The organism is Mesorhizobium sp. M1A.F.Ca.IN.022.07.1.1 (genome assembly GCF_003997575.1).
Classification (GTDB): Bacteria; Pseudomonadota; Alphaproteobacteria; order Rhizobiales; family Rhizobiaceae; genus Mesorhizobium.
In genome coordinates this window covers 41,278-67,692 of record NZ_RZST01000002.1, presented here as the reverse complement: position 1 = coordinate 67,692, position 26,415 = coordinate 41,278, and the positions used below count along the sequence as shown (strand labels likewise).

23 protein-coding genes and 4 pseudogenes are annotated in these 26,415 nt (G+C 58.4%); 21 read left to right on the top strand and 6 right to left on the bottom strand.

Features of this window, described 5'->3' with window-relative positions; genetic code table 11:
• The first annotated feature begins 10 nt into the window (after positions 1-10).
• Positions 11-610, top strand: a complete 600-nt coding sequence (locus EOA75_RS00880) for a nitrogen fixation protein NifQ (RefSeq protein ID WP_126057643.1) — start codon at positions 11-13, stop codon at positions 608-610.
• On the opposite strand, the gene rpoN is transcribed toward EOA75_RS00880, so the two are convergent.
• Both rpoN and EOA75_RS00870 read right to left on the bottom strand, forming a co-directional pair.
• Positions 607-2,040, bottom strand: coding sequence for an RNA polymerase factor sigma-54 (rpoN, locus tag EOA75_RS00875; protein ID WP_091599489.1), 1,434 nt, complete (start codon positions 2,038-2,040; stop codon positions 607-609). The genes EOA75_RS00880 and rpoN overlap by 4 nt on opposite strands.
• Positions 2,041-2,109: 69 nt before the next feature.
• Positions 2,110-2,643 (bottom strand): peroxiredoxin, encoded by a 534-nt coding sequence (locus EOA75_RS00870; RefSeq protein ID WP_029356553.1) that lies wholly within the window; start codon positions 2,641-2,643, stop codon positions 2,110-2,112.
• 1,183 nt (positions 2,644-3,826) lie between these two features.
• Between EOA75_RS00870 and hisC the strand changes: the two genes are divergently transcribed.
• From hisC to EOA75_RS34435, 5 genes are all read left to right on the top strand, one after another.
• Positions 3,827-5,023: a histidinol-phosphate transaminase gene (gene hisC, locus EOA75_RS00865; protein WP_091599485.1), complete on the top strand. Its 1,197-nt coding sequence runs from the start codon at positions 3,827-3,829 to the stop codon at positions 5,021-5,023.
• Between the two features lie 27 nt (positions 5,024-5,050).
• Positions 5,051-6,085 (top strand): LLM class flavin-dependent oxidoreductase, encoded by a 1,035-nt coding sequence (locus EOA75_RS00860; RefSeq protein WP_091599482.1) that lies wholly within the window; start codon positions 5,051-5,053, stop codon positions 6,083-6,085.
• Between the two features lie 173 nt (positions 6,086-6,258).
• The gene (locus EOA75_RS35710; RefSeq protein WP_348628643.1) at positions 6,259-6,765 is read left to right on the top strand and encodes a Crp/Fnr family transcriptional regulator; all 507 of its coding nucleotides are present in this window, start codon (positions 6,259-6,261) and stop codon (positions 6,763-6,765) included.
• Positions 6,651-6,980: a helix-turn-helix domain-containing protein gene (locus EOA75_RS34775; RefSeq protein WP_245466525.1), complete on the top strand. Its 330-nt coding sequence runs from the start codon at positions 6,651-6,653 to the stop codon at positions 6,978-6,980. Before EOA75_RS35710 ends, EOA75_RS34775 begins: the two co-directional genes overlap by 115 nt.
• Before the next feature lie 44 nt (positions 6,981-7,024).
• Positions 7,025-7,360, top strand: a complete 336-nt coding sequence (locus tag EOA75_RS34435) for a hypothetical protein (RefSeq protein ID WP_187331497.1) — start codon at positions 7,025-7,027, stop codon at positions 7,358-7,360.
• Here EOA75_RS34435 and EOA75_RS00845 read toward each other — a convergent pair.
• The gene (locus tag EOA75_RS00845) at positions 7,357-7,647 is read right to left on the bottom strand and encodes a hypothetical protein (protein ID WP_126057644.1); all 291 of its coding nucleotides are present in this window, start codon (positions 7,645-7,647) and stop codon (positions 7,357-7,359) included. The genes EOA75_RS34435 and EOA75_RS00845 overlap by 4 nt on opposite strands.
• 220 nt (positions 7,648-7,867) lie before the next feature.
• Between EOA75_RS00845 and EOA75_RS00840 the strand changes: the two genes are divergently transcribed.
• The gene (locus tag EOA75_RS00840) at positions 7,868-8,641 is read left to right on the top strand and encodes a serine protease (protein ID WP_164747232.1); all 774 of its coding nucleotides are present in this window, start codon (positions 7,868-7,870) and stop codon (positions 8,639-8,641) included.
• 260 nt (positions 8,642-8,901) lie between these two features.
• Here EOA75_RS00840 and EOA75_RS00835 read toward each other — a convergent pair.
• Together EOA75_RS00835 and EOA75_RS00830 are read right to left on the bottom strand one after the other, a co-directional pair.
• A pseudogene (locus EOA75_RS00835) lies at positions 8,902-9,158 on the bottom strand (cysteine peptidase family C39 domain-containing protein); the annotation flags it as partial.
• A gap of 58 nt (positions 9,159-9,216) precedes the next feature.
• Positions 9,217-10,006, bottom strand: a pseudogene (locus tag EOA75_RS00830) (HlyD family efflux transporter periplasmic adaptor subunit); the annotation flags it as partial.
• A 128-nt stretch (positions 10,007-10,134) separates the two neighbouring features.
• Here EOA75_RS00830 and queC point away from each other — a divergent pair.
• The 5 genes and pseudogenes from queC to EOA75_RS34770 form a co-directional block, all read left to right on the top strand.
• The gene (queC, locus tag EOA75_RS00825; RefSeq protein ID WP_091599584.1) at positions 10,135-10,833 is read left to right on the top strand and encodes a 7-cyano-7-deazaguanine synthase QueC; all 699 of its coding nucleotides are present in this window, start codon (positions 10,135-10,137) and stop codon (positions 10,831-10,833) included.
• Positions 10,833-11,189 carry a 6-carboxytetrahydropterin synthase QueD gene (gene queD / locus EOA75_RS00820; RefSeq protein ID WP_063169374.1) on the top strand — a complete coding sequence of 119 codons (357 nt, stop codon included), beginning with the start codon at positions 10,833-10,835 and terminating at the stop codon, positions 11,187-11,189. The genes queC and queD overlap by 1 nt, the downstream gene beginning before the upstream one ends.
• 5 nt (positions 11,190-11,194) lie before the next feature.
• Positions 11,195-11,920 (top strand): 7-carboxy-7-deazaguanine synthase QueE, encoded by a 726-nt coding sequence (gene queE / locus EOA75_RS00815; protein WP_164747234.1) that lies wholly within the window; start codon positions 11,195-11,197, stop codon positions 11,918-11,920.
• An 846-nt stretch (positions 11,921-12,766) separates the two neighbouring features.
• Positions 12,767-13,518 (top strand): annotated as a pseudogene (locus tag EOA75_RS00810) (carbonic anhydrase).
• 160 nt (positions 13,519-13,678) lie between these two features.
• Positions 13,679-13,875, top strand: a pseudogene (locus tag EOA75_RS34770) (7-carboxy-7-deazaguanine synthase QueE); the annotation flags it as partial.
• 889 nt (positions 13,876-14,764) lie between these two features.
• Here the strand turns inward: EOA75_RS34770 and EOA75_RS00795 are convergent.
• The gene (locus tag EOA75_RS00795; protein WP_245466524.1) at positions 14,765-15,328 is read right to left on the bottom strand and encodes a type II toxin-antitoxin system prevent-host-death family antitoxin; all 564 of its coding nucleotides are present in this window, start codon (positions 15,326-15,328) and stop codon (positions 14,765-14,767) included.
• Positions 15,329-15,909: 581 nt separating this feature from the next.
• On the opposite strand from EOA75_RS00795, the gene nifH reads away from it, so the two are divergent.
• From nifH to EOA75_RS00750, 9 genes are all read left to right on the top strand, one after another.
• Positions 15,910-16,803 carry a nitrogenase iron protein gene (nifH, locus tag EOA75_RS00790; RefSeq protein WP_024505261.1) on the top strand — a complete coding sequence of 298 codons (894 nt, stop codon included), beginning with the start codon at positions 15,910-15,912 and terminating at the stop codon, positions 16,801-16,803.
• 86 nt (positions 16,804-16,889) lie between these two features.
• A complete protein-coding gene (gene nifD / locus EOA75_RS00785; RefSeq protein ID WP_024505262.1) occupies positions 16,890-18,392 on the top strand; it encodes a nitrogenase molybdenum-iron protein alpha chain in 1,503 nt (500 codons plus the stop codon).
• Between the two features lie 129 nt (positions 18,393-18,521).
• Positions 18,522-20,063: a nitrogenase molybdenum-iron protein subunit beta gene (gene nifK, locus EOA75_RS00780; protein ID WP_127323368.1), complete on the top strand. Its 1,542-nt coding sequence runs from the start codon at positions 18,522-18,524 to the stop codon at positions 20,061-20,063.
• Positions 20,064-20,124: 61 nt separating this feature from the next.
• A complete protein-coding gene (gene nifE / locus EOA75_RS00775; RefSeq protein WP_126057648.1) occupies positions 20,125-21,600 on the top strand; it encodes a nitrogenase iron-molybdenum cofactor biosynthesis protein NifE in 1,476 nt (491 codons plus the stop codon).
• Positions 21,601-21,608: 8 nt separating this feature from the next.
• Positions 21,609-22,991, top strand: coding sequence for a nitrogenase iron-molybdenum cofactor biosynthesis protein NifN (nifN, locus tag EOA75_RS00770; protein ID WP_127323367.1), 1,383 nt, complete (start codon positions 21,609-21,611; stop codon positions 22,989-22,991).
• On the top strand, positions 22,957-23,454 hold the full coding sequence (gene nifX / locus EOA75_RS00765) for a nitrogen fixation protein NifX (RefSeq protein ID WP_127323366.1): 498 nt from the start codon (positions 22,957-22,959) through the stop codon (positions 23,452-23,454). Before nifN ends, nifX begins: the two co-directional genes overlap by 35 nt.
• Positions 23,455-23,470: 16 nt before the next feature.
• Entirely contained in the window at positions 23,471-23,950 is a 480-nt protein-coding gene (locus tag EOA75_RS00760; RefSeq protein ID WP_024505267.1) for a NifX-associated nitrogen fixation protein, read from the top strand.
• Entirely contained in the window at positions 23,947-24,762 is an 816-nt protein-coding gene (locus EOA75_RS00755; RefSeq protein WP_063169370.1) for a response regulator transcription factor, read from the top strand. The genes EOA75_RS00760 and EOA75_RS00755 overlap by 4 nt, the downstream gene beginning before the upstream one ends.
• Before the next feature lie 95 nt (positions 24,763-24,857).
• Positions 24,858-25,730 carry a universal stress protein gene (locus tag EOA75_RS00750; RefSeq protein WP_127323365.1) on the top strand — a complete coding sequence of 291 codons (873 nt, stop codon included), beginning with the start codon at positions 24,858-24,860 and terminating at the stop codon, positions 25,728-25,730.
• Positions 25,731-26,415: the final 685 nt, after the last annotated feature.

Here is a 26,415-nt window from a genome sequence, read left to right as displayed (position 1 = left end):
GGCCGTTACGATGATGGCTGCCTATCCACGCGCGCAATGGCGTGGGTCCGAGCTAGGGAGGAGCTTCGATCAGCATGTGCTGCCCTGCGTGCTTTCGCGTTCGCTTGAGGAGGTCCAGGCGGGCGAGGTGTTGGCGACGGAGGGGACAGGCCTTTCGTCTGTCGAATTGCGTGATGTCTTGGCCGCAACTTTCCCGTCTACCTCCAGCAGCGTATTCGCTTTGGAGGAGTTGAGCGAGCCCGAGCCGGAACTGGAAGAGGAGCTGCTGCGCCGGCTGCTGCTAGCGCATGCTGCGCCGGGCGACCCGGCGAGCGCCCGCTTGGCCAAGATCATCGCCCGGCGTGCGATGCGCACGGACCATCTTTGGCGGGATCTTGGCCTCTCAAATCGCGCTGAGCTCAGCCGCCTGCTTGCCAGACATTTTCCCGCGCTGGCGGCAGGCAACACAGAAAACATGAAATGGAAAAAGTACTTTTACCGCAAGCTGTGTGAGGCCGAAGGCTTTTCGTCATGCACTGCACCCAGTTGTCGGGAATGCCATGACTTCGAAAGCTGCTTCGGCCCGGAGGAAGTTGAGAGTCGCCTCTCGCCGACCAGGAATGCCGGTTAGTCACTTCGCTTGATCGCAGCTGCGGACAACCGCTTATCACGGCGCCGTAGTATGGAGGAAGGGATGTTCATCGCCTCGCGATATTTGGTGACGGTACGGCGAGCGACATTGATGCCGGTCTGCTTGAGCTGAGCAACGATGTCTTCGTCGGAAAGTACCTTGTCGAGCGATTCTTCGGCGATGATTGCCTTGATCCGATGGCGGACAGATTTGGCGGAGTGCGCGTCGCCGCCCTCGCAGGATGCGATTGTCGCTGTGAAAAAATACTTCAGCTCGAACACCCCGCGCGGAGTTAACATGTACCTGTTCGAAGCCACCCGGCTTACCGTCGACTGGTGCATTTTGATCCCGTCAGCGACATTTTTGAGACAGAGAGGCCGCAGATGGGCGACGCCGTGTGTAAAAAAGGCATCCTGCTGGCGCACGATTTCGGTCGCAACCTTAAGGATCGTCTTAGCGCGCTGCTCGAGACAGCTGATCAGCCAGTTCCCTTTTTCCTGGCAATGGTCGAGAAACGCTTTGCCTTCCGGATTTTGATTGGTCAGCTGCGAGATTTCGGCGACATAGGTGTGGTTGATCAACACTTTGGGCAGCGTGGCCGGATCAAGCTCCACCCGCCATCCACCTTCGGACTTGGGCATTACCCAGACGTCCGGTACGATGGTTTCCGGCGTCCCGGACTGGAACCGGTCTCCAGGCTTGGGATCGAGCGCGCGGATTTCGTTCCTCATGTCGAGGAGATCCTCCTCGTCGACTCCGCAACGCTGCTTCAATCCCTGAAAATCCCCCCGTGCAAGCATCTCGAGATTGGCGACCAAAGCTGCCATAGCCGGGTCGAACCGGTCTTGCTGGCGCAGCTGAATCTCCAGGCATTCGCTGAGAGTTCGCGCAAAAATCCCCGGCGGATCAAATTGCTGCAAGATTCCGATGACCCGTTCCACATCAGCTTGCCGAACGTTTAACCTCCCGGCCAGATCGAAAAGGTTTACCTGAAGATAGCCAGTGTCCTCCAGATGGGCGGCGAGCTGTCCGGCAATCAGCCGCTCCTGCGGGGTGAACGGGGTGAGGGCGACCTGGCGGGCGACATGGTCGTGCAATGTTTCGGTGTGGGCGGTAAACTCCTCGACGGCAGGTCGATCGTTGCCGCTACTGCGTTGCGACTTCCATTGCCCGCGCCCGCCAGACGGCCCGCCAATGGGCGATTCGCCGATTTCGCTTCTGCTTTGACTGCTCCGCTGATCCACCCCTGACAGCGGCGAAACGTCGTCAAACGGGTCAGGCTTCAAAACGGGGTTCTTCTCGAGTGCCTGCTCCACGAGCTGATGGAGTTCAGTATGCGTCAATCGCAGCAAGCGAATAGCTTCAATGGCTTGAGGCGATAAGACCATACGTTGCTTCTGGCGTTGAAGCAGGCTTGCTGAGAGATGCATGTTGAACCGGTAATCTGCCGAGGAGGCTCTAGTGTGTGCTGGGGTTGTGTGAGACTTGCCACTTCTGGGTCATGCCGCCGCCTTCAGTTTGTCGAGAACGTTTTGCGGGGATGAAACGCCATAGGGGTCCGTCTCGCAGTTGTCACAGAAGCCTTCCTCCTCGAACCACTGCTCCACCACGCCATCGTCGATCAGAGCGGCGTATCGCCAGGAGCGCATGCCAAAGCCCAGATTGTCCTTCGCGACCAGCATGCCCATCTTGCGCGTGAACTCGCCCGACCCGTCTGGGATCAGCTCGATCTTCTGCAGCCCCAAGGACTTTCCCCACGCATTCATGACGAAAGCATCGTTGACTGAGACGCAGTAGATCGCGTCAATTCGCAGTTCCAGAAATTGATCATAGAGTTTTTCGAAATCGGGCAGTTGGAAGGTCGAGCAGGTCGGGGTGAAGGCGCCAGGCAGCGAGAACAGGATAACGCGCTTGCCCCCGAAATAATCGTCGGAGGTCTTGTTCTCCCACCGATAAGGATTTGGCCCCCCGATCGACTCATCGCGAACACGCGTGCGAAAGGTCACGAGAGGAACGTTCTTTCTATCGGTCATTGATTTGCTCCCAGGCCAAAGTGGTACGGTGCATTTTTCGGTTAAACTGAAGCGGCATCGACTTCGGTGGACAGTTCCGGCAGCCTTTCGCCCTGGCGTGGTTGCCTCGGACCAGTCTTGTGCAAGACCGCCCCCGAGCAGGGACGTTTAACGGCGACGAGCTTCCAGTTTTCCGCGGGGACGGGGAATGTTTGCTCGCGTGCTTTATCGAGCTTTGAGAGGTAGGCATGGTCTCCAACCGTGGTTTTGACTGCGTTCTAGCGACCGAGTCGCAAGCGCCATGCCAATTGACCCCATGCCTTGGGTTCACTTCGGTTTTTGCAGCAACTTTCGTGTTGTGCAGTAATGCCGGTCGATATTATTGCTCAAGCAGCACTGGAAATTGGGTGGGACTCCGTTCGGCAAACCCGGCCTTTGTCCGAAGCCGGACACGAATGTCGGAAATTAGCCAAACGCCAGGACCTGGGGCGGGTTAAGAAACGTTGCCGTGGGCACCGTTCTTCAGCACAATTGCGCCACGCGAGCATGGCTCCCAGCGTCAATGCCGTGCAGCAGCGAGACGAAAGTCACTGCAGAATATCAACCTCTGCGAAGTCGTTGAGACGATGGGACAGGATAGCCAAGGAGGTGCGCCGTCTTGCATGCCCCGCCAGCGAGGCGAACCCTCTTGGCTACGCGCGCCACCAGAGACGCTCCATATCGTCAGGCCCGCGTCTCATGCTCAGATGAGCCGGTATTTGGCTCTCTCATCAGCGAACCGAGAGAGCCCATGCCAAGACGGAAGCAAGCAAGACGAACGAGCGTCAAAGATACCCGGACGATCCTGCGCCTGACCCGTAAACAGGGCAGTCCGGTGGGCGAGGTGGCAGAGCAACTGAGGTTCGGCAAGACCTCGGTTTCCACCTATTTCTGCGGGCGCTGGAGGCGGGCTGTCGTGCTGGCCCTGCATGCGGCTTTGACGACGATGCGATGTTGAAACACCGTCTGTTGCGCCGAATCGGCCGTCGGCCACACGTTGGGTCGTCATCAGGTTCTCGACAGCTTCCCGGTGTCAAATCCAAACCGTGGTCGGCGATCCCACCAAGGTGGGAAGGCAGCGCTGACATAGCCGAACGTCGATCAAGTCACGATCAACGATTGCCTCATGTCACATGCCCTGCGGGACTGAAAAACGGAGAAGAACATGTGCGATGCAAAACTGAAGACCGTGCTTTCGCTCTTCTCGCCGGTGGCCAGCAAATTAGATGCTCTCTCGTCCAACGGACCAGCGACGGATGCAAATTACGTTAAGCTAAATACGAACGAGAACCCGTTTCCGTTGCCGAAGAGCGTAATGCAAAGTGCAATTGCTGCGATCGAACACCATTATCTTTATCCGGAAGACGACAATCTCAGCTTAAGGGCAGCTGCCTCCGACGCTTACGGATTTTCCAAAGATCAGGTGATTGCCGGCAACGGTTCGTCGGAACTGCTCGGACTCATCTACAGAGCTTTCCTCGCCCCAGGAGATACAGTGGCGATGCTGTCGCCCGGATTTTCGTTCAACCGTAAACTTGCCATGTTACAGGGTGCCGAGTTTCTCGAAATCGCATCGAGCGAAGCTCATCCCCTGCCGATAGAAAAACTTCTGTCCGGCCCCGCAAAAGACGCGAAGTTCATTCTGTTGGCTAATCCGAACAATCCGACCGGAACATTCGTGCCGGTGGCCGAAATCGAACGCCTTGTGGAGCAAGCAGATCGCTTGATCGTCTTGGATGAGGCCTACGTTGACTTCGCACCCGACCATGCCCTGCGCCTCGTCAATAGACATCCGAATCTTTTGATCTTGAGGACTTTTTCAAAGAGCTATGCTGCCGCTGGCGTGCGAGTCGGCTTCGGTTTCGGTCACCCAGAAATCATTGGCAGGCTGCGCAACATCCAGAATGTCTTCAACATGAACGTGATCGGGCAGGCGGTCGGGAAAAGCATTCTTGCGCATCGCCACGCCTACGAAGAGAACCACAGGCACATCAAGCATGAACGACAGCGAGTGACCCTGGCGCTGTTGCAACTTGGCTTTTCCGTAACACCCTCCCACGCAAACTTTTTGCTGGCCCGTGTGCCGGCGGGACAGGAGGGCTCATGCTGGCAAGCCGCGTTGAAAGAGCAGAAGATCCTCATCGCCAGCTTTCCTGACATAGATTTGAAGAACTGCATTCGCGTCAGCATTGGTAGCACAGAGCAGATGGACAAATTCCTTGCTGCCGCCAAACACGTCTGTATGAACTTTAAGAGGAATCGCGGTGTGCGCAAGCATGAAGTCAATTCACATTGCATTGGAAATGTATTAAGTAATAAGTGTCGATGTGTTATAAGTTATGATGTTTCCAATAGTGGATAAATCATAGGTAATTTGGAGAATAATTAATTGACGAAAATTTTCGCTTCGGGCCTAACCTTCGGCATCTTCGATCATCTGGACGAAAACGGCGATGACATCGCCCAACAATATGCAGATCGGCTGAGCCTAGCAGAAGCGTGCGATGGCTATGGCTTTTATGCGTATCATCTCGCAGAGCACCACTGTACGCCACATGGCAGAGGTCCATCACCGAATTTGTTCTTAGCGAGCGTCGCCCAGCGAACCCGCAGTCTTCGTGTTGGTCCCATGGTAATGCTACTTGCGCTCTATCATCCGCTGCGTGCCTTCGAGGAGATCTGCATGCTTGATCAGTTGAGCGGCGGCAGGCTTGAACTCGGCATAGGGCGCGGCTCTGCTCCGACTGAATTGGGATACTTCGGGGTTGCTGTAGAAGCAGCACCAGAACAGTACACGGAGGCCAGCGAGATTCTCATCAATGCGATGAAAGGCGGGACGCTTTCTTATGAGGGCCGCCACTTTGAGTTGAAAGACGTTCCGCTGACGTTGAGACCTCACCAATATCCCCAGCCGCCGACATGGATCGCCACCAATCGACCCGAGCCGGCTAGCTGGGCCGCCGCGAATGGGGCAAACATCGCCTGCGTCGGACCTTCCACTTCTGTTCGCAGCGTTACCGACGCGTTCCGCGCCGCCCGAATTCACGATGCTGACATTGGCCACCAAGCGCCATTTCTTGGATTGCTCCGAATGGTGGTGATAGGGCGTTCTGAAACAGATGCGTATTTGCTCGCAGCACCTGCCTATGAACGATGGCTCAAGAGCTTCAAATTTCTATACGAACTAAATGCCATTCCCACTCCACCAAACTTGCCTTTGAACTTCGATGCAGCAATTGAAAGTGAATTGTGCGTCGTGGGAACGGCAGCTTCTGTCCGAAAAGCTCTCCTTGATCAGCTGGAAGAGGCAGGTGCTAATTATCTTCTGTGTCAACTGGCATTTGGGGATTTGCCGCTGGATGCCTCGCTATACACCGCATCGACCATTCGATCCGAAATCATGGCTCGAGTTGCCGCATCGTGAATCCGTTGTGTGATTGGAGGAGCAGCGGCAGCGCTGCTGCTCATTCCGAAACGGTTGTGGGGGCCGGACTCTTGTGTCAGGCGTAAACACTAGGCCGGTGCTTGGTCGCCGACCGCGATACTGCAGCCCTCGCCCATTTCAGTCCCGATGACATTCCTGCCGCGACGGTTGCAGTGCCGCACTCCGCAAATTCCCCATACAGAAACAGACTTCTTGGCCTGCTCGACCAGCAGGATGGGTCCCTGCTCTCGCCGGATCTGGAGCACGTCGAACTGGCACTGAGCGATCGCCTTGAACAGCAAGGCAGGCCGATCAACTTCGTGTACTTCATAGAGGAGGGCTTCGGCTCTATCATCGCCAAAATGGCGCCCGGCCGGGATGCCGAAGCCGGCATTCTGGGCCACAAAGGCATGACAGGAACGGTTGTCGTCCTCGGCGACAATCTGGCGCCGCATGATTGCGTCGTCCAGCTCGCCGGAGAGGCGATGCGCATTCCGATAGCCCCCTTTCATGAGGCACTCGAGCAAAGTCCCACCCTGCGGCTGTTTCTTCTGCGCTTCGTGCAATGCCTGATGGTGCAGACCAGCTACACCGCTCTCACGCGAACGCCCGCCAGGGGCTCGAAAGCCGTCTCGTCCGATGGCTGCTGTTGTGTGAGGATCGCGCTGGCCCCGAGCTGAAACTCACGCGCGAATTCCTGTCGATCATGCTCGGCGTGAGGCGGCCGGGCGTAACCGTCGCCATCGAGGTCCTGGAAGGCAATGGCTTGATCCGCGCCACGTGCGGCAAGATCGTCATCCGTGATTGGGAAGGACTGATCAAACTGGCCGATGGCAGCTATGGCCCACCGGAAGCCGAGTACGAAAGGCTTATCGGTAGCAGTCCACTCCGCTGAAGGCTGTAGGGACCCTCGACAGCAGTGAGCCCATAGGAGATCACATGGCCGCCCTTTCCCTTAATTATTTTGACGTACGCAACAATGATCGGCTCTTTTCCGACACTGAAGGGACATGGTTAGCCGGCGGCATGGATTCCGTCAGGCTCGAGGCTTTCGCCGCGCTGACAGACTATGCGCGGGAAGTCACCCCCACCGTCATTTGCCGCCGCCTTACCGTTGAAGCCCGCGACGAAGACAGCAAGCCGCTCTTGGAAGCTGTTATGGACGTGGTCATCGGGGTCGTTTGTCTCAGACGACCCCGAACAGCCAAAGCGCTAAAAAAACGCCGAGCGCCAGCTCGGATGCCTTCCGGTGAACCGATCTGCGGGGCCGACTAGTCCTCTCGAACATCGGTCAGAGTGGCATGGCGCAGCCCGCCCTCGCCTTTCAGGAAGCTGATGTGGCCGACCAGGCCGGGCTTGATCCACTGCGCGTTCGGCTTCTTGATCGGAATTCCTTTGCGCGCCCGGCCGGGCATCCGGCGACGCGCTCGTAGAGCCGTTCCTTCATGGCGCGGTTCAGACCGATCACCGCGGCCCCGACATATTTTCGTGAGCCGTCGGCCTTGGCCATGAGAGCCATCGGCGCGGCGAGTAACCCTGAGGGTCTCGAGCTGCATCAGCATGGAGAGCCTGCCTATAACGGACCCCGTGCCGTCGTCGCGCTTTCCGAAGAAGTCGTCCGCCCACGGCAACCAGAGCGTCCTATCGAGGACAAAGCATGTTTGCCTGCGGCATTCTGAATCACATCCGAGACGAGGGTTGCCAGCTAATGGGTGGGCAGGCAGGGTGGCGCGCCAACGGCACACGGCCGCACGATGTAATGCAAATAGTACGAGGAAACCGATGCCCCCCATCACCCGTCGTCATGCCCTCTGCGCGCTCGCAGCCCTTTTTGGTGGAAAACACGCCCATGCTCAAACTTCTGTACAAGGCGGGCTCGATATCGTCCGCGGCAAGCGGACCACGTCTAAAGAGCATCCTTGGTACGTCGAACTCAATATTGTCACAGAGGATAAAATTGTCAGAGAGGATAAATCTTATCTATGCGGTGGAGTGGTGATCGGAGACCAATGGATCCTCACAGCGGCACACTGTTTAGCGGGTGCAACCAAGGTCGAGGCCTTTGTGAAGAATGGCGTTTCGTTAGATGTAACGGACTTTATTGTTCACGAAGAATATGTCGCGAAGACATTCAAACATGATCTGGCGCTCGTGCGGGTGCGCAGTACGCTACCCGCAGTGGCCATTCCCCTTGCTACCCCCCGGATGGACATTCCTAATGGCGAGCTCCTTACCGTGACGGGTAAGGGAGTTACACGACATGGTGGAGAGGAATCAGAAGAGCTCCGAGAGGGCAAGGTCCCATACGTCGACAACAAAACGTGCAGCCGCAAATATGGGGAGGAGATCTTTCCTGGGATGATGTGCGCCGGAACCGAAAGCGGCGGGACCGATCCTTGCCAAGGGGACAGTGGAGGTCCTCTGACCAAAGCCCATGGCAAAAACCCTATCTTGGTTGGAATTGTCTCGAGTGGGGCCGGTTGCGGAAGGACATACGGTGTGTATACGCGCGTGTCGTATTATCGCGAGTGGATCACGAAACATACCGGTGACTGAGGGGGCGAGTCGGGATGCGTGCAGGGTGGAAAGTTCACGTTGCCGCGTATCCGAACGCGCAGAATGTCCAGACTAATCGGAGTTCATCTAACAGGTATCCTGACCATGTCCCATGAAGGCTGTGCAGGCTAGGAAGCCCCGAGGCACCCGCGCCTGGCTCATCAGCGGAGCTGGGGGCTCTGATTAGACCCGCCGGAGATCAGGGCGGCGGGCTCTATCCAGCGGCACTGTATGACGCCAAGTCCAAACGCAAATTTGATGACGACGTGCGCGATAGCGGGCTTGGGGATTTTGTCGAGGCGGTCGAAGCCACCCCTCACGCCCTTGGCTAAGAAACCAAGCCTTCTTCAGCTTCCAAGAGACCGAGCACAGTGGTGCCAGAGTGGTCGGTCGAGGCATGCTGGCGAATGCGCGACAAAAGCAGCTTGTGGCCATAGAAGGCAGCGACACAAGCAAGACTGGTCGCCCCGCAATCGGTGATATCGCGCTGCTTAAACTTGCTGACCTTGCTTGACATGGCGGCTCGCTGACTGTCTGGAAATTGAAGATTAGTCGCCCGCGTAGAGCGGATTGAGCTAATCGTCGACTTTATCATAGAGGAGTTGCAGCAAAGTGCGGCCTGCAACGAGAAAGCGTGCCCAAACGGTAATGCCTTTCTTCAGGTGAGCGATGCCCCCGTTCTTAAGGACGAGTTGGTTGCGAGACAGCGCAAGGGGGACCTTGAAGAAGGGCTCCCGCCGTGGAGAATGGAGTCCTGCGCCACGTTGAGCACCTTGGCGTCAGTGACACCCCATTGATTGTAGTTTGTAGGCATCGATTTGGATATGCACCGACTGGCCCGGGTGCACAAAAGCGATGTCTTTGGGGGGAACGTAGATTTCCACCACCAGTTCGGTACCGGCGAAACCCAACCGACGTTTTGCCCGGCCTGTACGTAGCTGCCGGAAGTGAGGCCTGAGAATTGCTCAAGAGTACTGGGGCTCGAATATGAGTCAGATCCCGCTCGTTCTCGAGCTCATGCAAAGTGGCCGTGAGCTCCTTGAGGCGCAGGTTGATGTCGAAGAGTTGCTGGTTTCATTCGGCGATTTTTCGCCGGGCCAGGATCTCGCCCTGGAGCTCAATGTTGTGGAGGGCGAAAGTCTTTTCTTCAACAGTTTTCGCGGGCGCTGCAGAAGCCGAAAGCAGTCGCTTGGCACGGTCGAGTTCCGCTGCGGCATTGGTGCGGGCGTATTCGTTTTCCCGCAACAAGTTGAGGAAATGCGCGCGGTCAGCTTTGGCGGATTCGGTCGAGAGGCGGATCGGGTCCTTGGCCTGCGTGCCGGAGGAGATCAGGTTTTCGAGATCACCGGCAAGATCGCTCCTTGCGACCCATGCTCGCTCCAATCGGGCTGTGCGGAAATTCTCCCGGTTCACAAAATTGAGTCGCTGGAGTAGTGGGGGCGCAGAGAAATCTCCGGTCGCAGCCTTACCCGGTCAAAACAAGGATACCAATGATGAAGACTCTCGCCGTCTGCTCTGGCGGATTGGACTCCGTTTCCCTTGCTCACATGGTGGCAGCGGAGCACGAACTCACCGGCCTTCTATCTTTCGACTATGGCCAACGGCACAGGAAGGAATTGGGCTTCGCCGCTCTTTGCGCGCAGCGACTGAAGGTCCCGCACCAGATCATCGACATCGGCGAAATCGGCCGTGGCCTTTCCGGCTCAGCGCTGACCGACAGTGTCGACGTGCCGGACGGCCACTACGCCGAAGACACGATGAAGATTACGGTGGTGCCGAACCGCAATGCCATCATGTTGGCAATCGCCTTCGGTCTCGCCGCCGCCCACAACGCCGAAGCGGTGGCGGCGGCCATGCATGGTGGGGACCACTTCATCTATCCCGATTGCCGTCCGGCCTTCATTGAAGCTTTCCAGACAATGCAAGACCGCGCGCTCGACGGCTATGCGCAGATACGCCTCTATGCACCGTATGTGAATCTCGGAAAAGCTGACATTGTTGCGGATGGCGCAAGATACGGCACCCCGTTTGCCGAGACCTGGTCCTGTTACAAGGGCGGCGTGCGTCACTGCGGACGATGCGGGACCTGCGTCGAGCGGCGCGAAGCGTTCCATCTCGCCGGGCACGCTGATCCCACCGACTACGAGGACGCCGATTTCTGGCTCGAGGCGCTGCGCAGGAGGCGCGCGTAATGTTCCACATCAGCAAGGAATTCCACTTCTCGGCCTCGCATCAGCTCACCTCCTTGCCTCCCAACCATCAATGTGCGCGCCTGCACGGGCATAACTATGTCGTCGTAGTGGAGCTGTCGGCCAAGGAACTGGACGCCCACGGCTTCGTGCGCGACTATCACGATCTGGCGCCGCTCAAACGCTACATTGACGAGAGCTTCGACCATCGGCACCTCAACGACGTGCTGGGACATGAGAAGGTCACGGCGGAATGCCTGGCCAGACATTTCTATGAATGGTGCAAGGCACGTCTGCCGCAGACCGCGGCCGTGCGCGTTAGCGAAACACCGAAAACTTGGGCGGAATACCGTCCGTGACCGACATGCATCCCGTAATCCGTGTGAGCGAGATATTCGGGCCGACGATCCAGGGCGAGGGCGTGCTCATCGGCTTGCCGACGGTGTTCATCAGAACCGGCGGATGTGATTATCGCTGTTCATGGTGCGACAGCCTTCACGCGGTGGACAATCAGTATCGCCATGAATGGCTACCGATGCCGATCGATGCCGTGTGGCAAACCGTCCATGCGCTTTCCGGCGGCAGGCCGGTTATGGTCTCCTTGTCAGGCGGCAACCCGGCCATTCAGCCGTTCGGTCCCCTCATAGAACGAGGCCATCGCGAGGGCTATCGTTTTGCACTGGAAACGCAGGGTTCCGTGGTGAGGGAGTGGTTTGCGGATCTTGACGTGCTGACCCTTAGCCCAAAGCCGCCGTCCAGCGAAATGACGACCCGTTGGGCTGCGTTTGAGGCGTGCCTCGAAGCGGCGCAAGAGAAGCCGCAAATCGTGCTCAAGCTCGTCGTTTTCGACGAGAGTGACTATGCCTACGCCAAAGAAGTCGCGGCGCGATATCCGCACCTTCCGATCTATCTGCAACCCGGCAATCACACGCCGCCGCGCCCCGGCAGTGAAGACGCCTCTGTCGACTTGGACGGAATAATGATGCGAATGGAATGGCTTGTCGAAAGGGTGACCAGCGACAGGTGGTTCGAAGCCCGCGTGTTGCCGCAGCTGCACGTTCTGCTTTGGGGTAACAAGAGGGCGGTCTAGTCTGCGGCTTGCGTCGCACCGGAAGGCCGGGCTCCGACGGCTTGGCAGGCTCTCTTCGCGTGCCGAGTACAGCCGAGCTTTGTTCGCGCCAGCGGTCTCGCGATTGTGCGGCTGGAAACCGCCCGGACACCCGCTGCCGGCGTGTGTCACCTTGACTCCGATGAGCTGTCGTCACGCAAAGTTGAAATCCGCAAGAACTGGCCTTCTCGCCCCACCTGCTTGACTGTTTCCTCCGTCGCAAGCACGTCATCCCCTCATCCTTGTTCAGCTCTTATCGATGTATCTCATTGTCCGGCCTGACGCTCGACTGTCAGACACCAGAACGCCCAACGGGGCTGGCCCGCCGGTCAACGGCAGCTGCTAAACAGAACGGCGATGTGCATGGGAATGCATCCATTGCGTAAATGCCTTCCATAAAGAAGATCGATTTCCTCACTGGCCCAACGTGAAATATAGCAACGTCTTCGTGGCGTCGTCGGCTGCGTCAGGAGTAGCGATGAAAACGTATTGGGGTCGCCTGCGTCTCCTTGGGCGGCGAGTGTAAAGTGTAGCGATGCGGCCTCAGGCGCGAACGGCGAGCCGCGCAGTGATCACCTTCGCCTGTGCCTTTGCGGCGGGGGTCAAGCGCTGGTCTGCTCGAATTTTTATCGTCTAGCTGGTTGAAACTGCGTCCGTTGCGGGCTGCAGAAGCCGGCCGGCCGAGAAACGGCAGCCGCACTTATAAAAGCACGCCAAGGCATGCGGGCATCCGTCAGTTGCAAAGGACAATAGTGGCCGCGCCGATTGGCCATCACGGGTCCATTAGGGCAGCCACCAACATCAGTTCGCAAGAGGAGCAAAAGCAATATGTATCGTCGTCACCTGATCAAAGGGTTGGTTGCGCTCGGCGCATGCCGGATTTGCGTTCAAGCCGCCCAAGCGACCAGTGCCCATTGGGGATACACCGGTCCGGTCGGACCGGAGCACTGGGCTGATCTGGATAAGAAAAATTTCGTATGCTCTGCCGGCACGCAGCAATCGCCGATCGATATCAACAGCGCGGTCAAGGCGGATATCCCGCATATCGCCATCGGCTGGCACAAGGGCGGCGGCAATATGGTGAACAACGGCCACACCATTCAAATCAATATGCCACAAGGCAGCACGCTGACCCGCGGCGATCGTGTCTACGAACTGGTACAGTTCCATTTCCATGCGCCAAGCGAACATCACGTGGCGGGCAAGAGCTTCCCGCTGGAGGTGCATTTCGTTCACAAGGACACGCAAAGTGGTACTCTGGGCGTGCTGGGCGTCTTTTTAACGCCCGGCGCGACAAATGCCAGCTTTGCTGCCCTTGCTGCGGCCTTTCCCGAACTGCCGAATGGGGAGGTTACGATCGACGAGGTGAATCCCAACTGGCTTCTGCCAGCGTCGCTTGGCTATTGGACTTATGAGGGCTCACTGACGACGCCGCCGTGCGCCGAAAACGTCGAGTGGATGGTGGCGATGGAACCGGTTGACGTTGATCCGGCAGACATCCAGCGATTTACCTCACTTTACCCGTGAACGCGCGCCCTTTTCATTCACCCAATCGACGCTTCATCCTGCGCCAGAGTTGAGCGCCGCCCCAGCGGTTCCGCACGGTCCAACATTCTTGGCACAAATTGGCGCGAAGCCTCCTCTTCCGGTCTGGCGGTCTGACGGCGCTCCCCAAGCTGGCTAGTCTAAAGGATAGGGATTCGGTGCCGGCACCACTCGTCCCAAAGACGTCGCGGCGAGGTTTGTCTGCAACCCGGCAATCACACGCCGCCCCGCCGTGGCAATGAAGACGTCTCTGTCGAGTCCGACGGAATATGATGCGCATGGAATAGCTGGCCGAAAAGGTGACCAGCGACAGGTGGTTCGAAGCCCGCGTCTTGCCGCAGCTGCACGTTCTACTCTGGGGTAACAAGAGGGCGGTGTATACCTTCTCTTAGCTTCGCCGCCAACTACTCGGTTTTCCGAATTGCTCTCTATATTCTTGAAGGCGATGCGTTCGTTAAAGACATGTGCTGCGCACCTGGTGTAAAAGCTGCTCTCATCATGCAGAGGTCAAGTTGTAGCTGATGTTGCCCTTGATGCCGCAGCCTACCGCGGCGGGACCAAACTCAATGGCAAGCAGGCCGGCTAGGATCGTGCAGCCAGTCGCGAGCCTCGCCCACAACGGGGTCTCACGCGCATGATGGCGCCGGCCATGGGTTCGGCGGTTGTACTCATTGTCTACATAGCGCCGTTTGCCCTCGCTCTTTCTCCCCGCGGGGCAGTATGCCCATCTATCATGACCAGGTGCATATTAGCCCTATGCAGACAAGCGGGTGGCTACTTACATCGTGAGCGTTCTCGAGAAGCCGTAGTGGCGCACCGTGCTGACCAACAACGAAAAGGCGCAACCCTTTGCCCGCGCGTTCGGTTGCCGCTCACTCGTCATCTTCTGGCGGTTCTAGTTTGCCAACCGAAACCTCTAGCCTCGTGGTGCACTCAATAAGGTTAGCTAGCAATTTGGCATCAATGTCTGTGTGCCCCTCGTACTCGGAGAGGTTTCGCTCGTTGTGCGCTTTAGAAAAATCTGAATGTCAGCCTTGTCGGTTCCGACGGTATGAACGAGCGCTTGAAACACCGAAGTGCGATTGTCCGAGCGATAGCCTTCGCGGCGTAGGGCTGCCAGGGCAAGCCGATGCGCAGCTCCATATAAGAGAGTGAATTGGCTGTCGGGGTCGAGACCTTTCTGTGCGTCAGTTAAATTCTTGCGGGCGCCACCCAGCATGCCGTCATATTCGGACAGCGATGGGGGCTCACTTTTCATCAGCCCAATCTTTACGAGGTTGTCTAGTTCTTGCTTGCCCACGCTTGTAAATCTTTCTCCGAGCCGATGAGGAAAATCTTTGGAAGGGTACTTACCTTTCGGACAAACGACCCTTTCTGCGACGCCTTTCGTTGCCATTCCTCCGGCGACAGAAATGTCGGACTGACCTTTCGGCCTAGTCTCAGTTCCGCGTTTTGTGCGGCTGAATAAAGTTCAGAGAGGTTCAGGTTATCGCCGACCACCATCAAATCGATATCGCTGCGTTCTGTGTCCGTGCCTTTGGCGACTGAACCGTACACGAAGGCAGATTTGATCGAATGAAAGTGCGACAGCAATTCCCTTAGTGGCTCGGTTGGTATTTGGTTCTTAAGTGAAAAGTGCGCCGTGCTCTGCAAAGCAGGGGGGGCTGCGTTCTCAGGCCCCGCGCTAGTGCCGTCACGATGCGCCTTTAGGCGCTGGTATTCATCGACCGAAAGCAGCACAAGCCGTTCGCGGCCATTCTTGCTGATGATCACGGGTTCCGCTAGCGCCTTGTCCTGATACACCCCTAAGTTGCGCTGAAATTCAACCGAGCTAATGACCGACATAGAATTGTCCCGATAATCCGTTATATCCGTATAATACGTATCTTTTTGAAAATATCAATGATCTCGTGCTAAGGTACTGAATTATTTGCCTTCGATATAGCGCGTCGGCGGAACCAACTCGTAGACGGGCTATGAAAGGTTAAGCGCGGATGTCTATCGGCCGCCGGCGTTCCCGCTCCGCAAGCCTGCCTGAACTAATCCGCGCGGCGGTCAAGCCCCAGGCTCCTGCTCATCCAGCGACCGCAGGCTGGAAAGACAATAGCCGACGTCTTCCGATGGTCTCGCCATCAGCTTTGGGCTAGCTCCCCATTATCCCGCTTTCGAGCTCGACACAGGGCGGTTTCGATGGCGCACGACAATCTGTGTCGGCTTTGTCGTGTCCGTGACAGACGCCTGAAAGGCCCGCTCGCGCGTTTTGCCGCCGTCTAAGTGGCTGGAATTTAATAACGAAGTTTCTTCTCGGATCGGCCGATCACGCTGGTACGCTTTTTGCGATGCTTGGTGTGAGGCGGCACGAGCTGCCTATCGGCACTTGTGTCGCGGGCAGTCGCGATGATTAGAACGAAGGAAGGAAAGCTATTATGTCAGGTCTGCGTCAGATCGCCTTTTACGGCAAAGGCGGCATCGGCAAGTCCACCACCTCCCAAAATACGCTCGCCGCCCTTGTCGACCTCGGGCAGAGAATCCTCATCGTAGGATGCGACCCCAAAGCCGATTCCACACGCTTGATCCTGAATTCGAAAGCTCAGGATACCGTCCTGGATCTCGCCGCACAGGAAGGTTCGGTGGAAGACCTCGAACTCCAGGACGTGCTCAAGGTCGGCTACAGAGGCATCAAGTGCGTGGAGTCCGGCGGCCCCGAGCCGGGTGTCGGTTGCGCCGGCCGCGGCGTCATCACCTCGATCAATTTCCTCGAGGAGAATGGCGCTTATGACGATGTCGATTATGTCTCCTATGACGTCCTCGGCGACGTGGTATGCGGCGGCTTCGCCATGCCGATCCGCGAAGGCAAGGCCCAGGAGATCTACATCGTCATGTCCGGCGAGATGATGGCGCTCTATGCCGCCAATAACATCGCCAAGGGCATCCTCAAATATGCCCATTCGGGCGGTGTGCGGCTGGGCGGGCTGATCTGCAATGAACGTCAAACCGACCGTGAACTCGATCTGGCCGAAGCACTGGCTGGCCGATTGAATTCCAAGCTCATCCACTTCGTGCCCCGCGACAACATCGTCCAGCATGCCGAACTCAGGAAGATGTCGGTGATCCAGTACGCGCCGGACTCCAAGCAGGCAGGGGAATACCGCGCTCTGGCCGAGAAGATCCACGCCAATTCGGGCCAGGGTACGATCCCGACGCCGATCACCATGGAGGAGCTGGAGGAGATGCTGCTCGACTTCGGCATCATGAAGACCGACGAGCAGATGCTTGCCGAGCTTCACTCCAAGGAAGCGGCGAAGGCGGCGGCCCAGTAGTGACATTAGCGCTGCCATGAATCGGCGCGCCTTGCAGAGAACGGCGCCTATTCGTTGAGGCGTCACCCAACCTTGAAAGGGGACTCATGAGCCGGGAATACGAGAATGACGGTGCTCTTCATGCGAAGCTTATCGAAGAGGTGTTGTCGCATTATCCCGACAAGGCGGCGAAGCGCCGCAAGAAGCACCTCAACGTCGCAAAGAGCGGCAACGAGGCTGGCGGGGAAAGCGAGGTCCTTTCCGAATGCGACGTCAAATCGAACATCAAGTCCATTCCCGGGGTGATGACGATTCGCGGCTGTGCATATGCGGGTTCGAAAGGCGTGGTGTGGGGGCCAGTCAAGGATATGGTCCATATCTCGCACGGCCCGGTCGGCTGCGGCCAATACTCTTGGTCGCAGCGCCGCAACTACTACGTCGGTACGACGGGCGTCGACACGTTCGGGACAATGCAGTTCACCTCCGATTTCCAGGAGAAGGACATCGTCTTCGGCGGCGACAAGAAGCTGGAACAGATCATTGACGAGATTGAAGTCTTGTTTCCGCTCAACAACGGCATCACCGTGCAATCCGAATGCCCTATCGGCCTGATTGGCGATGACACCGAGGCGGTTTCTCGCAAAAAGACCAAGGAGTATGACAAGACGATCGTGCCGGTACGCTGCGAGGGTTTCCGCGGCGTCTCGCAGTCGCTTGGCCACCACATCGCCAATGATGCGATCCGGGATTGGGTCTTCGACAAAAAGGATGTCAAGTTCGAGGCCGGCCCCTACGACGTCAACGTCATCGGCGACTACAATATCGGCGGCGATGCCTGGGCCTCGCGCATACTGCTTGAGGAGATAGGGCTGCGCGTGGTCGGCAACTGGTCGGGTGACGCCACACTCGCAGAGATCGAGCGCGCCCCGAAGGCTAAGCTCAATCTTATCCACTGCTACCGGTCGATGAACTACATCTGTCGGCATATGGAGGAAAAGTATGGCGTCGCTTGGATGGAGTACAATTTCTTCGGTCCCTCCCAGATCGAAGCCTCTCTGCGCAACATAGCCAAGCATTTTGGGCCGGAAATCGAGGAAAAGACCGAAAAGGTCATTGCCAAGTACAGGCCGCTTGTTGATGCGGTCATCGCCAAGTACCTGTCGCGCCTGGAAGGAAATACCGTGATGCTCTATGTCGGCGGCCTGCGCCCCCGCCACGTCGTCACGGCCTACGAGGACCTCGGCATGGTCATCGTGGGCACCGGCTATGAATTCGCCCACAGCGACGACTATCAGCGCACCGGCCACTACGTGAAGAACGGCACGCTGATCTATGATGACGTGACCGGCTATGAGTTGGAGAAATTCATCGAAGGGATTCGCCCAAATCTGGTCGGCTCGGGAATCAAAGAAAAATACCCGGTGCAGAAGATGGGCATACCGTTCCGCCAGATGCATTCCTGGGATTATTCAGGCCCGTATCACGGGTACGATGGCTTTGCCATTTTCGCACGTGATGTGGATCTCGCCATCAACAACCCGGTCTGGGACCTATTCCACGCGCCTTGGAAAAGAAGCCGGGGCGATGAGCGGGCGATGGCTGCCGAATAAACATCTGCTTTAGCCCCAGTCTCCCACTGAGACGGTGAACTCCCGCGGCCTCTGATCCGCCGGAGCCTGGAACGTCTTGACGTCCTGAGCTGCCGTACCGCGCAGCCAGATGCAAAAGAGGTAATCATCATGCCGCAGTCGGCTGAAAAAATTCTCGATCACGCTCCCCTGTTCCGCGAGCCGGAATACAGAAAGATGCTCGCTGAGAAGAAGCTAAACTTCGAATGTCCGCACCCCGATGAGATCGTTTCCGATCAGCGCGATTTCACCCAGACGTGGGAATACCGCGAAAAGAACCTCGCCCGCAAAGCGCTTGTCGTGAACCCGGCCAAGGCCTGCCAGCCGCTGGGTGCGGTATTCGCTGCCGCCGGCTTCGAACGAACCATGTCCTTCGTCCACGGCAGCCAAGGTTGCGTCGCCTATTACCGCTCGCACCTGTCGCGCCATTTCAAGGAGCCTGCCGCGGCGGTCTCCTCCTCAATGACCGAGGATGCGGCGGTGTTTGGCGGCCTGAAGAACATGGTCGACGGGCTCGCCAACACCTACCAGCTCTACGACCCGAAGATGATTGCCGTGTCGACGACCTGTATGGCAGAGGTCATTGGCGACGACCTGCACAGCTTCATCCAGAACGCCAAGGACGAAGATTCAGTCCCGCGCGACTTCGACGTGCCCTTTGCCCACACGCCGGCCTTCGTTGGCAGTCATGTCGACGGCTATGACAACATGGTCAAAGGCATTTTGGAGCACTTCTGGAAAGGCCAGGAGCGTATGCAAGTCGAAGGAGCCATCAACATCATTCCGGGCTTCGACGGCTTCTGCGTCGGCAACAACCGGGAGCTCAAGCGCCTGCTCGATGTAATGGGCGTGTCCTACACATTCATCCAGGATGCCTCTGACCAGTTCGATACGCCTTCGGACGGTGAATACCGCATGTATGACGGGGGCACGAAGATCAACGAGGTGAAGAAGGCCCTCAACGCCGAGGCAACGCTTTCGCTGCAGCATCACAACACCCGAAAGACGCTGGGCTATTGCGAGGAGGTCGGGCAGGCGACGGCCTCGTTCCACTATCCGCTCGGCGTTCAGGCGACCGACGAATTCCTGATGGAGGTCGCGGCGATTTCCGGCAAGGAGATCCCCGAGGCAATTCGCCTCGAGCGCGGCCGACTGGTAGACGCCATGGCGGACAGCCAATCCTGGTTGCATGGTAAGAAATACGCCATCTACGGCGATCCCGACTTCGTTCACGCGATGGCCCGCTTTGTCATGGAGACCGGCGGCGAGCCAACCCATTGCCTCGCCACCAATGGCACCTCGGCATGGGAAGCCGATTTGAAGAAGCTGCTAGCATCCTCGCCTTTCGGCAAGGCTGCCCAGGTTTGGGCGGGCAAGGACCTGTGGGCGCTGCGCTCACTGCTCTTTACCGAGCCGGTGGACCTTTTGATCGGCAATTCCTACGGCAAGTACCTGGAGCGCGACACCGGAACGCCGCTGATCCGGCTGATGTTTCCGATCTTCGATCGGCACCATCATCACCGCTTTGCGCTCTTTGGCTACCAGGGCGCGTTGCGCGTGCTTACGACGATCCTCGACAAGATCTTCGACAAACTCGATCGCGAGACGAGCGAGACGGGTGTGACGGATTATTCCTATGACCTCACGCGCTAAGAGCCGTGGCCGGCTTTTCGCCGAGGCCATTCCTTGCCCAATGGACTGGGGAGGCTGAGCAATGTCCTCCCTCAGCGCCAAAATCAAGGACGCCTTCGATGAGCCCGCCTGCGATAAGAACCGTGGCAAAGATGCCAAGGCGCGCAAGGAGGGCTGCTCGAAGTCGCTGACACCAGGGGCGGCAGCCGGCGGCTGCGCCTTTGACGGAGCCAAGATCGTCCTGCAGCCGATCACCGACGTTGCGCATCTGGTCCATGCGCCGCTTGCCTGCGAGGGCAATTCTTGGGACAACCGTGGTGCGGTTTCGTCAGGACCGACCTTGTGGCGGACAAGCTTCACGACCGACCTCACCGAACTCGACCTGGTGATGGGGCAGGGCGAGCGGAAACTCTTCAAGGCGATCCGCGAGATCAAGCACACATACGCGCCGCCGGCGATCTTCGTCTACTCGACTTGCGTAACGGCGCTGATCGGTGACGACATCGAGGCCGTGTGCAAACGCGCCACGGAAAAGTTCGGTTTGGCCGTGGTGCCGATCAATGCGCCTGGCCTGGCAGGCTCCAAGAACCTCGGCAACAAGCTCGCCGCCGAGGCGTTGCTCGATCATGTCATCGGCACGGTCGAACCCGACGACTCTGGGCCCTACGACATCAACATCCTTGGCGAATTCAACCTCTCGGGCGAATTCTGGCTTGTAAAGCCGCTCCTCGATCGGCTCGGGATCCGGGTGCGCGCCTGCATTCCCGGCGATGCGCGTTACCGCGACATTGCTTCCGCGCACCGCGCCCGGGCGGCAATGATGGTGTGCTCGACCGCGCTGATCAGTCTTGCCCGCAAGATGGAGGAGCGCTGGGACATCCCGTTCTTCGAGGGCTCCTTCTATGGCATCTCCGACACATCGCAAGCTCTTCGCAACCTTGTCAGGCTGCTGGTGAGGAAGGGCGCCGATCCGGAGATCCTCGAGCGCACAGAGACGCTAATCGCGCAGCAGGAGGCGATCGCGTGGAAGAAACTCGAATCCTACCGGCAAAGGCTCCAAGGCAAGCGCGTGCTGCTCAACACAGGCGGTGTGAAGTCCTGGTCGGTTGTCCATGCGCTGATGGAGATCGGAATCGAGATCGTCGGCACCTCGGTCAAGAAATCTACGGTGCAGGACAAGGAGCGCATCAAACAAGTTCTCAAGCACGACAAGCACATGTTCGAATCCATGGCTGCGCGCGAGCTGTACGCCATGCTCTCTGAACACAGGGCCGATATCATGCTGTCGGGCGGTCGCACGCAATTCATTGCGCTCAAGGCCAAGACGCCCTGGCTCGATATCAACCAGGAGCGCCAGCATCCTTATGCCGGCTATGACGGCATGGTGGAACTCGTACGCCAGATCGACCTCGCCATTCACAATCCGATCTGGTCTCAGGTGCGCCAGCCGGCCCCGTGGGATTGCCAGCCTGATCTGATAGGCGAATTGCCGTGCACGAGGAACGAGACCGCGTACCTGTTTGATGAATTCGCCTGCGCGACGGCACACGAGTGTTGAGGCGACCGATGGCCCGCATCCTTCTCCAGAGCAAATCGGCTGCGGTCAACCCGCTGAAGTCGTCGCAGCCGCTGGGTGCCGCCTTTGCCTTTCTTGGCGTCGACGGTGCGATGCCGCTGTTCCACGGCAGCCAGGGATGCACAAGCTTTGCGCTCGTTCTCTTCGTGCGGCACTTCAAAGAAGCGATTCCCTTGCAGACTACGGCGATGGATGAGGTGGCGACCATCCTCGGCGCAGCCGACCATCTGGAAGAGGCGATCCTCAACCTCAAGAACCGCACGAAGCCAAAGCTGATCGGGGTGTGCACGACCGCGCTCGTGGAGACGCGTGGCGAAGATTGCGCGGGTGATATTGCCAACGTCAAGCTGAAGCACACGCAAGAGCTTGCGGGTACGGAGGTCGTGCTGGCCAACACGCCGGATTTTGACGGCGCGATCGAAGAGGGCTGGGCCAGGGCAGTCACCGCAATGATCGAAGGGATTACACGCTCGGGCGAACGGGCGCGGCACCCGATGAAGATCGCAATCCTGCCCGGATGCAACCTCACTGTCGCCGACGTCGAGCATATGCGGGACATGGTTGAAAGCTTTGGGCTCAAGCCGGTTATTCTGCCCGACATCTCAGGCTCGCTCGACGGTACGGTTCCTGACCGCTGGGTAGCGACCACATACGGCGGCACCAGCGTCGAGGACATTCGCGAGTTGGGCACGGCCATGCAATGCATCGCCATCGGTGAGCACATGCGCCGCCCGGCGAAAGCGCTGCTCGGGTTGACCGGCGTGCCTTACGTGTTGTTCCAGTCACTGACTGGGCTGCAGGACACGGACCGCTTCGTGTCGCTGCTGTCTTCGATTTCGGGCGCGGCGGTACCGGCCCGCGTGCGCCGGCGCCGGGCGCAATTGCAGGACGCGATGCTCGACGGACATTTCCATTTCGGCGGCAAGAAAATTGCCATCGCTGCCGAACCAGACCAGCTGTTCCAACTTGCAACCTTCTTTGCTGGCCTCGGCTCCGAGATAGCCGCGGCCGTCACAACGACCGACAGGTCTAAAATTCTCGAGAAAGTCCCGGCGGTTTCGGTTCAGATCGGCGATCTCGGCGATCTGGAAAGTCTTGCCGTCGGTGCTGACCTGCTTGTCACGCATTCGCACGGGCGCCAAGCATCGGAGCGGCTCCGAATTCCGCTCATGCGCATCGGGTTCCCGGTCTTCGATCGACTAGGCAGCCAGCACAAGCTCGCAATTCTCTATCAGGGCACCCGCGACCTGATCTTCGAGGTCGCCAACATCTTCCAGGCCAACCAACACGCGCCCACTCCTGAGGCGCTTGATCCACTCCGTAATCGAGAAATATCACATGAACGCTGTTCGCCGCCTCTCGCTGGTCAGTAATGAGGTTTTCGCCCCGATGCCTGAACGACGTGCGGGCGCATTGCGCGTTGCGATCGCCACTCAGGACATGCAGAACCTCAATGCCCATTTCGGGTCGGCCAGGCGCTTTGCTGTCTACGACGTGACGCGCGAGGAATGGAATCTCGTCGAAGCCGTGGCCTTCGATGACGTTTCGGATGAAAGCGGGGAGCATCGGGCCGAGGGCGATGACCGCATCACGCCCAAGGTGGATGCGCTCAAGGGCTGTCAGATCCTGTTTTGTCTGGCAATTGGCGGCCCTTCGGCAGCCAAGCTTGTCGCGGCAAAAATCCACCCGATCAAAGTGGCGGAGCCCCAATCGATCCCACAGGTGCTCTTGCGCACGCAGATGATGCTCAGGACGTGTCCTCCGCCCTGGCTGCGCAAGGTGCTGGCGCGAGCGGGCATTGCCGAAAAGAAACCGTCCTTCGAGGACGAGGACTGAAAAGAGGAGGACGCCAATGCCTGACCCCGCAATCCCCCCAGCTGTCGCCGAAGACGAGGCGGCTCTTTGCACCCCGTTCGTCAAATGCCTCGTGCGGCTGATCCGTTCTCAGGATTCCTATGGCTCGTGGGAACGCAAAGCGGACGCTGAGCTGCTGGGCGACTTCATCATTACCAAGGAACAGCGCCGAGGGATCCCAATCATCGGAGATCCCGATCCCGACGTGCTGTGGAGGCTCGACAAGTACTACGCCGCCATCGGGCTTGCGATCGAGGAGCGCTGCGGCCTTATGGCATCGCCGATGATCCAGGTGAGCCATGAGGGTTTTGGTCGGGTGCTTTTCACGACCGGACGGCTGGTCGTTTTGTCCAAAACGCTGCGCGATGTCCACCGGTTTGGCTTCGAGACGCTCCTGAAGCTCGCCACGGCCGGTACGAAGCTGGTCGACGATGCGATTTCAGTCATCGAAACCTTTCCCCACGTGGCGCTGGCATGATGGGCGCGATTTTCGAGAAAGGCCATCATGACGGACCCGAGAAACTATGTTGGCCAGTCCCCTCGATCCAGGGGCTCGAGGCCGACCAGGTTGTTGGGGTATCGCCGATGAAGAAGCCGCTGGTCCTGATCTGCTCGCAAGATGCCGAGTTCTATCTGCTCTACAGCCACATACTGGAGGTGGACGGTTTCAGCAGTGAGACGGCAGACGGCGCGAAGGCTGCGCTGGCCTTGGCCGAACAACGGGAGCTTCAGGCCGTAGTGCTGGATTGCGACCCAGCCAGCATAAACGGGTCCGCAATTTGCGCCCACCTCAAGCGGGAACCGCGCACCACCGACCTGCCCATCATCGCCCTGATCGCGCCTGGCGCCGAGCACCAGCACCTCGATCTCTTGAAGGCAGGCGTTGAGAGCTTTGTGCGGCCGGTGGCTCCGGCCAAGCTGCTCGACTGCCTGCGGGCGAGGCTCGGGCTGACCAAGCGTGGTCCGAACGGGGTTGAAAACGACAGTTGGATTTGTTGTGGAGGCCTGGAGATGAAGCTCGATGCCCATCGGGTTCGCGGTAATGGCCACGACATCCATCTCGGACGGATCGATTTCAACGTGCTGCGGCTTATGATTGAGGCCCCCGGCAAGGTCTTCAGCCGGGACGAGCTTATCGGGGCGGCCTGGCTGCCCAACATTCATGTCGGTGCACGCACCGTCGATGTCCATATCAGCCGAATCAGGAGGGCGCTGAAAACGGCCTTGCCCGGCAGCGTCATTCGCACCGTCAGGTCGGCCGGCTACTCGCTCGAGAAGCCGGACGACTGAAATCGGTGGTCGAATGTGGTGCCGCTCTCTCTTCCTCCTGAGAGCGGTGTTGCCGCTTTGAGACGCTCCTAACGAAGACCAGGAGAAGCAGGCAAATGGAATTTAAAAGCATATTCAGTGTGACGGGTGCTGATCATTCTGATGAGGACCTCACAACAGCTGCCGGACTGTGTGCCGAGGTCGGCGCGCACCTATCGGTACTCATTATACCGCCTCCATTGCTCTTGATGTCGTCTCCGCCCCCCGAATGGAATACAGGACGTGCACAGGCAATTGCAGTACCGAACTATCGATTTCAGCAAATCGAGAAATTTTCACAGGACGTGACCAGAATGGAAAGACGGTCCGCGGATATCCTCAAACGGCTGAAAGCTATGTCGCTTTCCTGTGACGTTGACACCGACTATTGCGATCCGGCTAGCCTCGGTGAAGTGGCGCGACAGCGGGCGCTCTGCGCTGACCTGACGATCGTTGGAGCGGACCTCCTCAACGATGAGACTCTCGGACCTCCTGTTGTCAACGGCTGCTTGTTCGATAGCGGAAAGCCGGTGCTCATCGTGCCGAAGGGCGCTAAGGCGACCCTGTCGCCTCGACGCGTGCTGGTCGGCTGGGATTCGCGCGTAGAGGCCTCGCGTGCGGTTCGGGAAGCTCTTAGTCTCCTATCCGCTGCTGAGGAAGTTTGTGTCGCTATGGTCGATCCGAAGGCGCAAAACAACGGGAAAGGTGCGCAGTCTGGAGCAGACATCGCTGCCTATCTTACTCGGCACGGTGCTCGGGTCTCGGTTGACCTGCTTAAGAGCGCCGGTAAATCGGCGGCCACAGTGCTGACGCAGCACGCGGCCGACACCTGCGCCGACATGATAGTCATGGGTGCTTATGGCAGCCGTGGGCTGCGTGAGCGGATTTTCGGCGGTCCGCCGAGCTGGAGCTTTGAGAAGACCACATTGCCGCTGTTTTTGGCTCGCTGATCAGTTCCGTAGCAACACCGATCAGGTCGTAGGACCGCCAACCAGTCCGAAGTCGTCGTCGGTTACCGGTCGGATTGCGGAGACATGGCTGGATCCGCGAACATCTTGCGACGCTTTTCAGAGCCAAACCGGACGCCTCGACTGCTTCAGGACGCTCTCGTGCATCCAACTCGTGCGAGATCGTCTGTAACGGGCAGTAAAGACGAACGGCTGCAGCAGACCGCAGCCAAGCCACAGGGCGGGTGTACCAGGGGACCCCCACCTCGGGGCGCGAACCCTGTTGGCCCCTGATCAGTACCCGGACGCGGGTCAAATCGGCGGCTGCCCCCTGTCAGGCCTGCGGTGTGCAAGGGCCGCTGCCGCGGAGCTTCCTCTGCCCGATCGTCGGGCGTGCGACAATGTCGGGTTCCAGACGAGCTGGAATTACGCGAACTCGTTGGTTTGACGTTTTCTTTATCCGGCACGCTGCATGCATGGGAGTCTACGAACGCATTACGAGCCGTTATCCATGGTTACGCCCCTCGAAGAAAGAGCCGCTTCCGTCGTAACCGGGAAACAGCCAATCCTGGGGTGGAGGCAGCCGCTAGGAGCCGCCGTAAAATCCGGAGAGCTGCGCGACAGCATCACACGCTTTCCTTCCGCTCTTGGGTTCGGATGATGCGGTGCCCGCTGTCGATGTCGCCCA